Here is a 13,891-nt window from a genome sequence, read left to right as displayed (position 1 = left end):
AACAAAAATAGAAGGATACTGCTATGTTTAACAAAATTTTAATTGCCAACCGTGGTGAAATTGCTTGTCGTGTGATTCGTAGTGCAAAAAAACTTGGCATTGCAACCGTTGCGGTCTATTCAGATGCCGATGCTCAAGCCCAGCACGTCAAACAAGCCGATGAAGCCGTGTATATTGGTGAATCGCCTGCTGCACAAAGTTATTTACAAGTTGAACGCATTATTCAAGCTGCACTTGATACAGGCGCTCAAGCGATTCACCCCGGCTATGGCTTTTTATCAGAAAATGACCAATTTGCCGAAGCCTGCAAAAAAAATAATATCGTGTTCATTGGCCCGCCAGTGGATGCCATTTTAGCGATGGGCTTAAAAGCGACCTCTAAAGCTTTAATGGAAAAAGCGGGCGTACCATTAACACCGGGTTACCACGGCACCAATCAAGATTCCGAGTTTTTAAAACAACAAGCCGATGCCATTGGCTATCCTGTTTTAATTAAAGCCAGCGCAGGTGGTGGTGGTAAAGGCATGCGCTTGGTTGAACAAAGCGAAGACTTTTTAGCGGCCCTTGCCTCATGTAAGAGCGAAGCCAAAGCCAGTTTTGCCAATGATGATGTGTTAATTGAGCGCTATGTGGTACAACCTCGCCACATCGAAGTGCAAGTCTTTGGCGATACTCACGGCAACTATGTGCATTTATTTGAACGTGATTGTTCGGTACAACGTCGTCATCAAAAAGTTTTAGAAGAAGCGCCTGCGCCAAAAATGGCCGAACCAAAACTCGAAGCCATGCGCCAAGCTGCACTTGATGCTGCCCGTGCGGTCAATTATGTGGGTGCAGGTACGGTTGAATTTATTGTTGAACAAGATGGAACGGCGTACTTCATGGAAATGAATACCCGTTTACAGGTTGAACATCCTGTGACGGAAATGATTACCGGGCAAGATTTAGTCGAGTGGCAATTACGTGTTGCCTATGGCGAGCCTTTACCAAAACAACAACATGAACTCAGTATTCATGGTCATGCCCTAGAAGCACGTGTTTATGCCGAAGAACCAGAAAAAGGCTTTTTGCCCGCCATTGGTAAGATTCACTATTTAAGCTATCCAACTCAAAATGCGCATGTACGTGTCGATAGCGGCATTGTTGAGGGCGATGAAATTACCACCTACTATGATCCAATGATTGCCAAACTCATTGTATGGGGTAAAAACCGTGAAGCTGCACTCACACAAATGCATCATGCCTTAAGCCAATTCCATGTCGATGGTTTAGGCAATAACATCGCCTTTTTAGATCGTTTGGTGCGCTGTGAATCTTTTGCAACGGCCCATTTAGATACCGGTCTAATCCAACGTGAAGAAGCATTTTTGCTTGGGCCACAGCCGCAGGTCTCGCCAGAACTTGTGGTGTCTGCAGCACTGACTGAATTGTTATCTCGTTTTGCCAACAACAAAACCGCCAACAATCCTGTGTGGCAGGCCGAATCGTTATGGCGTGTTAATGTAAATGCACGCTATGCAGTAAAATTTGCCCTTAACGGCATTGAAAATGTGGTGCATTTTACCGCGCAAAATCAGGGCTATTTAGCTGAATATGAAGGTCAAAGCTACACCATTAGCGGCCAACTCATGGATGCCCATCATGTCAAAATTGAGTTGGCAGGTCGTAAAACCAACTATGCGTTTAGCTTTAGCAACACTGGCTTAACGGTATATCACAACGGTCAAAGTCATCACTTTGCCCATATTCAACCAAGCTTTAACAGCGAAGATGATGCAGCGGATGCCGGCAACTTAAAAGCCCCGATGCCGGGTGTGATTACCCAAGTCTTGGTGCAACCCAATAGCCAAGTGAAAAAAGACGATGTGTTATTAACACTTGAAGCCATGAAAATCGAATATTCGATTCGTGCACCGCAAGATGGTGTAGTGGCTGCCGCCTACTTCCAACCGGGCGATCAAGTCAAAGCCGGTGATGAATTGGTGGAATTTGTGCTGTTGGAGGATGTGGCATGAGTGAGTTTGTCAAAATCGTGGAGGTCGGGCCGCGCGACGGCCTGCAAAATGAAAAAACACCACTCACCTTATTAGATCGTAAGAATCTAATTCTAGATTTAATGCAAACAGGTCTAAGCAGCATTGAAGTGGGTTCATGTGTATCGGCCAAATGGGTACCGCAAATGGCCATGAGCGACCAGTTGTTTGCTGAATTACCTAAACACCCAAACATTAGCTTGAGCCTGCTTACGCCAAATATTAAAGGCTTTGAGGCAGCTTTAGCAGTCGGTTGTCAGGAAATTGCGGTGTTTACCGCAGCCTCCGAAAGCTTTACGCAAAAAAATATCAATTGCTCAATTGAAGAAAGCTTTGCCAAATTTGCCGATATTTTTGCCGCAGCCAAACAGCACAATATTAAAGTACGTGGCTATGTATCCTGTATCGTCGATTGCCCTTATGAAGGTGCAATTGATGCCAAAGTGGTGGCTCAAGTGACCGAGCGCTTACTGAACATGGGCTGCTATGAAGTGTCTTTAGGTGAAACTATCGGCACAGCCACGCCAGATCGAATTAAAAAAGTTTGGGATGCGTGTTTGGCGAGTACAGATGCCAGTTTATTGGCCGGACATTTTCATAATACCTATGGCATGGCAATTGCTAATATTTATCAATCCTTGCAACAAGGCATTCGCGTGTTTGATTCATCGATTGCAGGTTTAGGCGGCTGCCCATATGCCAAAGGTGCTTCAGGCAATGTCTCCACCGAAGATTTATATTATCTGCTCTCCAATATGGGCTTGAACACAGGCATTAATCTAGATACATTAATGACCGCAAGTCAAAATATTAGCCAAGTGTTGCAGCGTAATAATCCTTCTCATTATGCCAATGCTTACTGGCAACAGCGCTGTGCTTAAATATAAATTAAGAGAATAAAAAATGAATAAAGTCTATGCAAGTGCAGCCGAGGCGCTGCGCGATATCGTTCAAGATGGGCAAACCTTAGCAGTAGGTGGTTTTGGCTTATGCGGTATTCCTGAAGCCTTAATTGCGGCCTTAAAAGACACAGGCGTGAAAAATTTAACCTGTATTTCAAATAATGCCGGTGTGGATGGTTTTGGTTTAGGTGTATTACTTGAAACTAAACAAATTAAAAAAATGATTGCCTCTTATGTGGGTGAAAATAAAGAATTTGAACGCCAATTTTTAAGCGGCGAGCTTGAAGTTGAACTTACCCCTCAAGGCACTTTGGCAGAAAAACTACGTGCCGGTGGTGCAGGTATTCCGGCCTTTTTTACTGCAACAGGTGTGGGTACGTTAATTGCCGAGGGCAAAGAGTTACGTGAATTTAATGGCAAAGAGTACATTTTAGAACACGCTTTAACTGCCGATGTTGGCTTAGTCAAAGCCTATAAAGCGGACAAAGCCGGCAACTTAATTTTTAGAAAAACCGCACAAAACTTTAATCCTGTGTGTGCCACAGCCGCCAAAGTCTGTATTGCCGAAGTTGAAGAAATTGTCGAGATTGGTGCTTTAGATCCCGACGACATCCATCTACCGGGTATTTATGTACAACGCATTATTTTAAACACAACCCCTGAAAAACGTATCGAACAACTGACTTTAAAAGTGGAGGCTTAAACCATGGCATGGACGCGTAATGAAATGGCGCAACGCGCTGCTTTAGAGTTACAAGATGGTTTTTATGTCAATTTAGGTATTGGCTTGCCCACACTTGTTGCCAACTATATTCCTGAAAATATGAATGTGTGGCTACAGTCAGAAAATGGTTTATTGGGCATTGGCGAATTTCCCACCCAAGAGACTGTCGATGCCGATTTAATTAATGCCGGCAAACAAACCGTGACTGCCCGTCAAGGTGCGGCATTTTTCTCCAGTGCGGATTCTTTTGCCATGATTCGCGGTGGGCATGTCAATATTGCGATTTTAGGCGCGATGGAAGTCTCTCAAACTGGTGACCTTGCCAATTGGATGATTCCAGGTAAAAAAGTCAAAGGGATGGGCGGCGCCATGGATTTAGTCGCAGGGGTACAAAAAGTCGTGGTGCTGATGGAACACAGCGCCAAAGATGGAACACCGAAAATTGTTGAACAATGTGCCCTACCTTTAACGGGTAAAGGCGTGGTGCATCGTATCATCACCGATTTAGGCGTCATGGATGTGACACCTGAAGGTGTAAAATTGGTGGAACTGGCCCACGATGTGACTTTAGATGAGATTCAAAGCTTCACAGGGGTCAAACTGATCGCTTAAATAAAAAAAAGTACCTACTAACCCTTTAAAACTTTGGTTTTAAGGGGTTTTTTAATTCAAACAATAATCATGGAATAGAATATGGAACAACAAAACTTTATGCAACGCTTTGCCTTAAGGGTCAGCGATTGGTCGGAAAAATGGTTTCCTGACTCTTATATTTTTGCCTTACTGGGTGTGGTGATTGTCGCGATTGCCGCAATTTTAATTGGTGCACCGGCACAATCTGTAGCATTGTCTTTTGGCGACGGTTTTTGGAGCTTAATTCCATTTACCTTACAAATGTGTATGTTGATTGTGGTCGGCTATGTGGTTTCGGTGTCCAAACCCGTACAAGCATTGATTCGCGTCTTAGCGCGTCTACCGCATTCAGGCCGCGGTGCGATTGTCTTGGTGGCTACAGTCAGCTTACTTATTTCTTTGGTCAATTGGGCCATGAGTACCGTTTTAACTGCGCTATTGGTGATTGCACTGGCTCAGCGTAAAGAACTGAATATGGATTATCGTGCCGCCGCCGCAGCAGCCATTATTGGTATGGGTGCTACATGGGCACTGGGGATTAGTTCATCGGCTGCGCAAATTCAAGCCAATAAAGCCAGTCTGCCTGAACCTATTTATAATTTGACCGGTGTAATTCCCTTCACCGAAACCATTTTTTTACCGCAATCGATGATCATGACAGCCGTATTGATTGTTGCGTCTATTGCGATTGCTTTTTGGTCTGCCCCCAAAGGTCAACATATTAAAACCATTGAGCAATTTGATATTCAATTGGATGAAGAAAAAGCAGTTGATCCTGAAGCGCCAAAACGCCCGGGCGATTGGCTCGAAAACTCACCCATTTTGAGTATTTTAATTGTGCTTTTAGGCTTGGTATGGATGATCAACGAATTTGGCAAAAGTAATCCGATTTTGGCCATTTCAAGCCTCAATACCTATAACTTTATTTTTTTAATGCTTGGAATTGCCTTACATGGCACACCACGTAATTTTTTAAATGCGGTGACCAAAGCTGTACCTGCCGTGTCTGGTGTGCTGATTCAATTTCCGTTGTATGGCAGCATCGCTTTTATGATGACCAATGCCTATAACGCCCAAGATTTGTCGCTATCGCACTATATTGCTGAATTTTTTGTCTCGATTGCGTCACAAGAAACCTTTGCGATTGTGATGGGCATTTACTCTGCGATTTTGGGCTTTTTTATTCCATCGGGTGGAGGTAAATGGATTATTGAAGCGCCTTATGTTATGCAAGCTGCTAATGATTTAAAAGTGCATTTAGGTTGGTCGGTACAAATTTATAATGCCGCCGAAGCCCTACCTAATTTAATCAATCCATTTTTTATGTTGCCAATGCTTGGTATTTTAAAACTTAAAGCCAAAGATGTGATTGGCTTTACTGTCACCCAACTGATTTTTCATATCCCACTGGTCTTATTTTTACTGTGGTTTTTAGGTCGCACTTTAACCTACAGCCCACCGGTATTTTCTTAAAAAAAATGGCGCTTAAAAGCGCCATTTTTCATCTAAGTTTTAAAACTTAAACCACAACTTTTTTCACTAAAATTGAACCGACTGAATAACCTGCACCAAATGAACACAATACGCCATATTCGCCGTTATCCACTTGATCAGCTGTTTTATGCAAAGCAATAATTACACCTGCCGATGAAGTATTGGCAAATTCATCCAAAATAATAGGCGCACGCTCAATTGGCGCTTCTTTACCTGCCACGTATTTTAAAATTAACTCGTTCATATTCACATTGGCTTGATGCAACCAAAAACGCTTGATGTCATCTGGCGTTAATTCATTTTTTGCCACTTGGTTTTTAATGATTTTTGCCACCAAAGGACATACATCTTTAAACACTTTGCGTCCATCTTGACGGAACAGTAAATCTTTACCACTTGCTTCTTCAGCAGGATTTAAATAACCAAAGTTATTACGAATGTTGTTTGAGAATTGGGTAAATAAATAAGTATCTAAAATCTCAAAACCTGTTTTGGTCTCGGTGTTTTCAATAATTGACGCTGTTGCCACATCACCAAAAATAAAGTGCGAATCACGTGAGGTATAATCTAACTGACCTGACATAATCTCTACATTGACCAACAATACACGGCGCGCACCGGCTAAGATTGCATCATAAGACTGCTTTAAACCAAAGGTCGCTGCAGAACATGCCACATTCATGTCATAGCCATAGCCTTGAATGCCCAATGCAGATTGGATTTCAATGGCGATTGCCGGATAGCCACGTTGTAATTGCGAACATGCCATAATCACAACATCAATATCTTCAGCCGTTACGCCGGCATTGTCCATGGCTTGTTTGGCAGCTGCGACACCCCACTCGGCTTGGAGTGAGATTTCATCATTGCTACGAATATTAAAACGTGGACGCATACGGTCGATATCTAAAATACCTGACTTTTCTGCTACATAACGGCTTTTAATGCCTGAGGCTTTTTCAATAAATTCCGCACTTGAGGTACGTAACTCTTCAATTTCACCCGCGGCAATTTCGGCTGCGTGCTCGGCGTTATAACGTTCTACATAAGCATTTAAACTTTGAACTAATTCTTCGTTCGTGATGGTTTCAGCAGGTGTATATAACCCTGTGCCTGTAATACGGATGCCCATGTAAAACTCCTATGGAAAAATGGTGAGTATATTAACGGATTCCTAAACGTTCCCAAACTTTTTGCAATCGCGTGGCTGAAATTGGCATCTTGGTTTTCATTGGTTGTGAAAACAACGAGATACGTAGCTCTTCGACCATAAAGTAAAGTTCCTTTAGGCGCGGGTCATTTTTAAAAGTGAACAATTTTTCCATCCAAGGGTCAACTTGATCAATGGCAGAATCATCCCTTTGTAAATTATTTGGTAAGCGATCAAGGCGCATAAGCAAAGCTTTTAGGTAGCGTGGGAACTCAAGCCACACGTCATGTGGCTTGATATAGACAAAATTGGCCAATGACATTAAATCCAATTGATCTTCAATATCATCCATATTTTTGCCAAACACCGCTGCATTTAAGCTATTTAAACGCTGACGGATCTCTTGCCATTGAATATAAATCTCTGACATCACCTGTAGCGCAGTTTGACCATGGGTTAAGAAGCTTTTTTTCACCTCAACCAAAAGGCGCTCAAATTCAGCTGAATTGACCGGCAAATCAGTAATCGCCATTTGTAAAGTGGCATAGACTAACATTTGCTCCAATTGTGCCTTATCACCTAAAGGGGAATAAGCCAAAGCCAGAGGCTTGGAAATCTGCTTTTTCAACTGACGAATCAAATCCCCCAATTGCAAATGTACCAAACGAATCACCCCATCACGATGCTGTTTCATGGCTTCTTGGGCATCATTAAAGGTTTGAATCACTACACCCGATTCATCTTTTTGTGCTAAATCGGCAAACTTCTTATTTACCACCAAAGCTTGATATTGCTTAACCACCACACCTGAGACTTTTTGTGAAGCTTCAAACACAAATTTCTCTGGGAAAGTTTTAAATTCACCTTTGAGCTGTTTAACCGGACTATGGGTTTCTGCACGGCAACGAGCTTTTAATTCGCTTAAGTTACGCCCTTGCTCAAGTACCCGACCTTTTTCATCCAACACTTGAATAAAAGGCAGCAAGTATTGCTCAATGCGCTCAAGATTAAAGTCCTGTGCGCCAACCTGTTCAGCGCGTAACTGAAAACTCAAAAATGTTAAAATATGTTCACGTAAATGACTGGCATCAATACGTTGTACTAATTTACGTGCTGTATCAGGAATGGGCACTAAATTGCGACGTTTATCTTTGGGTAAACTTTTTAGCAAAGCTTCAATTAAATCATAGCGCCAACCCGGAATTCCCCACGACCATATGTTTTCGTCCACTTGAGCCAAAGCTTGCAATGGAATTTTCACGGTAGCGCCATCTTGATCATGACTTGGGTCAAAGCGATAGCTGGCGGCAAGTCTTAAGCTGCCATTGTGTAGATAGTCTGGAAATTGTTGTGTGGTGGGACGATCATTCAGCCACAGCGCATCATCCTCAACAAATAAATAGCGTGGCTGTTTTGGCTCAACTGTGGCACGCCAATCTTCAAAACTACGACGGCTTGCCACCTCAGGTGGCACTTTACTGGCATAAAATTGGTAAATGGTTTCTTCATCCACCACCAAATCGCGACGTCGCAATTTATCTTCAACGCGTTCAACTTCTTCAAGTTTAAGTAAGTTGTGCTTCAAAAACGGTGGGCTAATACCCAAATGACCGGTGGTTAAGGCATCGCGCAAGAAAATTTCATGCGCTGCGGGCAAATCCACTTTTTCGTAATTGATTAAACGGCGCGGCTCTACAATCAAACCAAACAATGAGATTTGATCATAAGCATTGACAATACCGGCTTTTTTCGACCAATGCGGTTCAAAGTAGTGATGTTTGAGCAAATCACCTGCGGCCAGTAAAATCCATTCCGGCTCAATCTTGGCAAGCGTGCGTAAATATACCTGTGAGGTTTCCACCATCTCAAAGGCCATCACCCACGGGGTATTGGTTTTATGTAAGGTAGAAGCAGGGAAAATACGTGCTTTTTGCTGCCGCACTGCCATAAAGACGTTGCGCTCATCGGTTTTATTGGCAATAAACGACAATAAACCCGTCAATAATGCCCGATGTAGGTTTTCATAACTGGCCGGTTTTTCGTTAAAAGAAAGCTTTAAGCCTTTGGCTAAGTCGACCAACTGTTCGTGGGTTTTTTTCCATTCACGTAAACGTAACCAACTTAAAAAATGCTGACGCGCAAAGTTACGGCGTTTACTTTCGCTCATGCTGTCACGATTGGCGTTTAGCGTGTCCCAAAGCTTAATATAAAACAAGAAATCTGAATCGCCTTCACGGAACAAAGCATGCTTTTGGTCGGCTTGGACTTGTTTATCGGCCGGACGTTCACGCGGGTCTTGGACTGCAAGCGCCGCCACAATCACTAAAACCTCATTGAGTACACCAAAATGCGCGCCACCTAAAATCATGCGTGCTAAACGCGGGTCAATCGGCATTTTTGCCATTTGTTGACCAATTTTAGTTAAAGCCGCTGCTTTTTTCTGAGCAGCTGCTGTAAGGGCTTTTTGATCACGCATAGCCCCCAATTCAATCAGCAGCTTGCGCCCATCATTGACCAAACGTAAATCAGGTGGTTCAATAAAATCAAAGTCTTCAAGCTCACCAAAGCCCAAACTTTGCATTTGCAAAATCACCGACGCCAAGTTGGTACGCTTAATTTCAGGTTCGGTAAATTCAGGACGACTTAAAAAATCTTCTTCTGAATACAAACGAATACACACACCCGGCGCAATACGACCACAACGTCCTTTACGCTGATTGGCAGCTGCTTGAGAAATCGCTTCAATCGGTAAGCGTTGTACACGTGAGCGATAGTTATAACGCGACATACGCGCAAAACCACTGTCAATGACGTAGCGAATATTAGGTACGGTCAGCGCCGTTTCTGCCACGTTGGTGGCAATAATAATGCGTCGCCCACCCGCAGATGGGTTAAAGATTTTTTGTTGCTCAGCAAGTGCTAAACGCGCATACAGCGGCAGTACTTCGGTATGGCGTGGCCCAAATTTTTGCAAGGTTTCTTGGAGTTCACGAATTTCTTGTTCAGTCGATGCAAATACCAAAATATCGGCATGTTCAGGATGGCCTTTGGCTTGAGCATCGGCAAAACATTCTTCAACCGCAGCCACCACAGCACGCGGTAGGTTTTCTTCAAAGTCATCAAATTCATCGTCATCACTGCCCCCAATCGACAGCTCAGAGATGGGACGATAACGTACTTCAACAGGAAAACTACGTCCTTCTACTTCAAAAATCGGTGCATTGTTAAAGTAACGACTAAAGCGATTTACATCCAAAGTAGCCGAGGTAATAATGACTTTTAGGTCTTTACGTCTAGGCAAAAGCTGCTTTAGATACCCCATGATAAAGTCAATATTCAGCGAACGCTCATGCGCTTCATCAATAATAATGGTGTCATATTTGGTTAAAAAGCGATCGTTCGCCAGTTCTGCCAACAAAATACCATCGGTCATTAAACGTAAAATTGAATCTTGTGAACCTTGCTCATTAAAACGGACTTTAAATGAAATGGATTCACCGAGTTTCTGCCCCACTTCTTCAGCAATACGTTGCGATACGCTACGTGCAGCTAAACGTCGTGGCTGAGTATGCCCAATTAAACCGGTTAGGCCTCGACCTGCCAACATGGCAATTTGTGGCAATTGGGTGGTTTTACCCGAACCAGTTTCACCTGCCACAATAATCACTTGATGTTTTTGTATGGCAGCAATCAGTTTGTCGGCATATTGGGTGACTGGTAAATCTTGATTTAAAGTAATATTGGGCAAGCGCTCAACACGTTGCAGCACTTTGGCATGCGATTGTTCCCAAAGTGCTTGATATTGCTGTGGATTGGCATCCTTTCCTTGACGTAGTCGATTTAAACGATGAAGGTCACGTGCCATCACCAATTGCTCTACATTTAAATCACGCTGCACTGAAAGGTATTCCTAAAACACACAAATAAGCAGGCTATTTTACGCTGTTCTTCAAGTTTACGAAAGGCAATGTGTTTTGAATATTTTTGACTTTTTTTTAAAATGACCCTTGAATTGTCTAGATAAATCCCCATGTTTTAAGCAGCTTACAACATGCAAATTAATTGTCATTTTTTGATGTTATGATTTGCCAAAGCGTGACACAGAACTTATGCGGTGAATTCGGATTTTCCGATTTTGATCATGCAAAAATTCTGTTTCAGCCCCAAGCATAATTTCTATATTCTTATGGAAATCAAATTACAAACCTCAATCATGGAGACTATGATGAGCTTAATTAATACTGAAGTTAAACCGTTTAACGCAACTGCATACCACAACGGTCAATTCGTTGAAGTTTCTGAAGCTGATCTTAAAGGCAAATGGTCTGTAGTATTCTTCTACCCAGCTGACTTTACCTTTGTTTGCCCAACTGAATTGGGTGACTTAGCAGACAACTATGCTGAATTCCAAAAATTAGGCGTAGAAATCTACGGCGTGTCGACTGACACACACTTCACGCACAAAGCTTGGCACGATACTTCTGATGTGATTGGTAAAATCCAATACCCATTAATCGGCGATCCAACTTGGACGTTGTCTAAAAACTTCGAAGTATTAATTGAAGCTGCTGGTCTTGCTGATCGTGGTACATTCGTTATCGATCCTGAAGGCAAAATCCAAATCGTTGAAATCAACGCTGGTGGTATTGGCCGTGATGCATCTGAATTACTTCGTAAAGTAAAAGCTGCTCAATACGTACATGCACACCCAGGCGAAGTTTGCCCTGCAAAATGGAAAGAAGGCGAAGCAACACTTGCTCCTTCAATCGACTTAGTTGGTAAAATCTAATTTTTATTAGATTCAACTGATCAAAAAACCACGCAAATTGCGTGGTTTTTTTATGCCTAAAATTTAGTCTTGAGTGTTTTTTAAGCTACTATATCAACATCAACATAATTTTTTAAGGAACATCTATGCGTGCTGCCGTATGTGTATTGGGCTGTTTATTTGCAGCCACCAGTTTTGCAGATTCAGTGATTTGCCAAGGGCATTTACGCAATCAAAGCATTAATGGAAACGTCGTGGTTCATCAAAAATGTATTTTAGACAACGTCAAAATTGCTGGCAATATAGAGGTTAAGGCCCAAGGCAGTTTGACTTTAAAACGCAGTCAAGTGGCTGGCAATGTACACGCGGGTGATGATTTTGGTGGTTTAAATTTGGTTGAAAATCACATTCAAGGCAATCTTGAAATCTTTTCTGGTCATAAAGCAGAATTAATTCGTAATCAGGTAGCAGGCGCAATTGATATTCAAAACAATATTGGAAAACTAGTCCTCAAGCATAATCAAAGCCAAAGTTTAAGCTGTATTCATAACCGCATTGCGCCTATAGGCAGCCACAATGAAGCTACCCATAAGCATGAACAATGTCGCGATTTATAAGGCTTATTGAGACTGTGCCTGAGCATAGTGTTGAATCACCTCATGAATAAAGCGCAATTTATTTTGTACTTGGCTATTAATCACAAAAGGATAAAAATCATCTTGCCCCATACTACGATTTAAGCTGTTCATGGCAAAGGCCACTGGTAACCATGCTTGATAAATATCATCAAAGTCTTCGGTGGTATAGGGCTTAAGTGGTGTAGCTAAAGTCATCATATGCTTATGCTGATCTTGCACCACTGGTGGGCGAATTTGAATACCAAAGGCATCTGCTGTTTCTAATACATCTACAATATGTAAATAATGCGCCCATGTTTCCGCCCAATCTTCCCAAGGATGCATGCTGGCATAAGGGCTAATATAACGTGACATCCAGTCTGGTGCTGGCCCATTTTGATAATGACGATCAAGTGCGGTTTGATAGTCGATACGCTCATCGCCAAACAATGCGCGGCAAGGTTGTAAAAATTCCGTGCCATCAACCAAAACATCCCAATAATAATGTCCAATTTCATGGCGAAAATGACCAAGTAAGGTACGATAGACTTCATTCATTTGGTCACGGGCCATAGTACGCTCTACATCATCAGCTTCAGCAATATTTAAGGTAATTAAGCCATTGTCATGCCCCGTCATCACTTTAGCTTCATTTGGGCAATTGAGATCAGCTTTAAAATCAAATGCTAAACCTTGAGTTGGATTTTGAACCTTATTTTCAAGCGGCAATTGCCAGCGCAATAAACTATAGACCAAACGGTGCTTGGCCAATTCAATTTTATGCCAACGTTGCCGATATTTTAAATCACTTAAATCAGGGATGATGCGATTTAAGCCACACGCCAAACAAAAATCTTGCGGATCATCAAAACTTAAGACCCAATTACACACCTCATACTGTTTATTCATACAAAACTTATAATTTTTTTGTGTTTGCGTTTCAGTAAAAGCCCATACAGTATTTGGTCCTGTTAAAGCCAGCATCTGCTGTTTTTTAGCATCAAATCCCAAAATATGCTGACAATGCATACAGATGCAATTGTCAAAATATACTGGTTGCTGACAACATGAACATTGAAAAAGCTGCATTATTATTCTCGTTATTATGGCAATTGACGAGAAGTCTAAAGCAGTTTAAAGATGGGGCTTGAACAAAATTGTTAATTTTTTAATTTTGCGCATGATTTTTGCAAGACTCAATGCACTGCTCTGTAGCAAATCTCGCTGTTTTAAACCATGCTGATGTTTACAATACTGCTATATAGAAAAGCCAATATTTCAAGTAATTTGAAATAAAGTTGCAACGCAATAAAATTATAAAAAACCTTGTTAAATAAGGAGTTGCTTATGGGAGTTGCCATTACAGTCACATCATGGAAGTATAATTCCACTTCTCGACATTTGCATATTTTTTACGACAATGGTTCTGCCGAGCTGTATTATTCGGTGCCTAAATTTATTTATGCCAATTTGCTACGTCGTACCGACAAAGCTGCTTTTGTACACAAATATTTAGAATACGATGTGCATTTTACCTGTGTCAGAATCATGTAATTGAGCTTATATAAAG

11 protein-coding genes are annotated in these 13,891 nt (G+C 42.0%); 8 read left to right on the top strand and 3 right to left on the bottom strand.

All coding sequences use genetic code 11. From position 1 onward, the window contains the following. Nucleotides 1-23: 23 nt before the first annotated feature. From Q0Z55_RS01290 to Q0Z55_RS01270, 5 genes are all read left to right on the top strand, one after another. Entirely contained in the window at nt 24-2,015 is a 1,992-nt protein-coding gene (locus tag Q0Z55_RS01290) for an acetyl/propionyl/methylcrotonyl-CoA carboxylase subunit alpha (RefSeq protein ID WP_297423108.1), read from the top strand. Continuing rightward, nucleotides 2,012-2,914: a hydroxymethylglutaryl-CoA lyase gene (locus tag Q0Z55_RS01285; RefSeq protein WP_297423105.1), complete on the top strand. Its 903-nt coding sequence runs from the start codon at nt 2,012-2,014 to the stop codon at nt 2,912-2,914. Before Q0Z55_RS01290 ends, Q0Z55_RS01285 begins: the two co-directional genes overlap by 4 nt. Before the next feature lie 22 nt (nt 2,915-2,936). Then, the gene (locus Q0Z55_RS01280; protein ID WP_297423103.1) at nt 2,937-3,638 is read left to right on the top strand and encodes a CoA transferase subunit A; all 702 of its coding nucleotides are present in this window, start codon (nt 2,937-2,939) and stop codon (nt 3,636-3,638) included. 3 nt (nt 3,639-3,641) lie between these two features. Then, complete coding sequence (locus Q0Z55_RS01275) at nt 3,642-4,271, top strand: CoA transferase subunit B (RefSeq protein ID WP_297423099.1); 630 nt, start codon at nt 3,642-3,644, stop codon at nt 4,269-4,271. A gap of 81 nt (nt 4,272-4,352) precedes the next feature. Further along, a complete protein-coding gene (locus tag Q0Z55_RS01270) occupies nt 4,353-5,765 on the top strand; it encodes a TIGR00366 family protein (RefSeq protein WP_297423096.1) in 1,413 nt (470 codons plus the stop codon). A 46-nt stretch (nt 5,766-5,811) separates the two neighbouring features. On the opposite strand, the gene Q0Z55_RS01265 is transcribed toward Q0Z55_RS01270, so the two are convergent. After that, nucleotides 5,812-6,918, bottom strand: coding sequence for a beta-ketoacyl-ACP synthase III (locus Q0Z55_RS01265; RefSeq protein WP_297423094.1), 1,107 nt, complete (start codon nt 6,916-6,918; stop codon nt 5,812-5,814). 31 nt (nt 6,919-6,949) lie between these two features. Beyond that, nucleotides 6,950-10,834, bottom strand: coding sequence for an ATP-dependent RNA helicase HrpA (gene hrpA, locus Q0Z55_RS01260; protein WP_297423090.1), 3,885 nt, complete (start codon nt 10,832-10,834; stop codon nt 6,950-6,952). Between the two features lie 327 nt (nt 10,835-11,161). On the opposite strand from hrpA, the gene ahpC reads away from it, so the two are divergent. Together ahpC and Q0Z55_RS01250 are read left to right on the top strand one after the other, a co-directional pair. Then, entirely contained in the window at nt 11,162-11,725 is a 564-nt protein-coding gene (gene ahpC, locus Q0Z55_RS01255; RefSeq protein ID WP_297423086.1) for an alkyl hydroperoxide reductase subunit C, read from the top strand. A 125-nt stretch (nt 11,726-11,850) separates the two neighbouring features. Then, nucleotides 11,851-12,321, top strand: coding sequence for a hypothetical protein (locus Q0Z55_RS01250; protein WP_297423082.1), 471 nt, complete (start codon nt 11,851-11,853; stop codon nt 12,319-12,321). Nucleotides 12,322-12,324: 3 nt separating this feature from the next. On the opposite strand, the gene Q0Z55_RS01245 is transcribed toward Q0Z55_RS01250, so the two are convergent. After that, a complete protein-coding gene (locus Q0Z55_RS01245) occupies nt 12,325-13,410 on the bottom strand; it encodes a putative zinc-binding metallopeptidase (RefSeq protein ID WP_297423080.1) in 1,086 nt (361 codons plus the stop codon). Nucleotides 13,411-13,668: 258 nt separating this feature from the next. On the opposite strand from Q0Z55_RS01245, the gene Q0Z55_RS01240 reads away from it, so the two are divergent. Then, nucleotides 13,669-13,875 (top strand): KTSC domain-containing protein, encoded by a 207-nt coding sequence (locus Q0Z55_RS01240; RefSeq protein WP_297423076.1) that lies wholly within the window; start codon nt 13,669-13,671, stop codon nt 13,873-13,875. Nucleotides 13,876-13,891: the final 16 nt, after the last annotated feature.

It is taken from the genome of uncultured Acinetobacter sp., from assembly GCF_947626835.1.
In the GTDB taxonomy this organism is placed as follows: Bacteria; Pseudomonadota; Gammaproteobacteria; order Pseudomonadales; family Moraxellaceae; genus Acinetobacter.
This window is presented reverse-complemented; position numbering and strand designations above follow the sequence as displayed.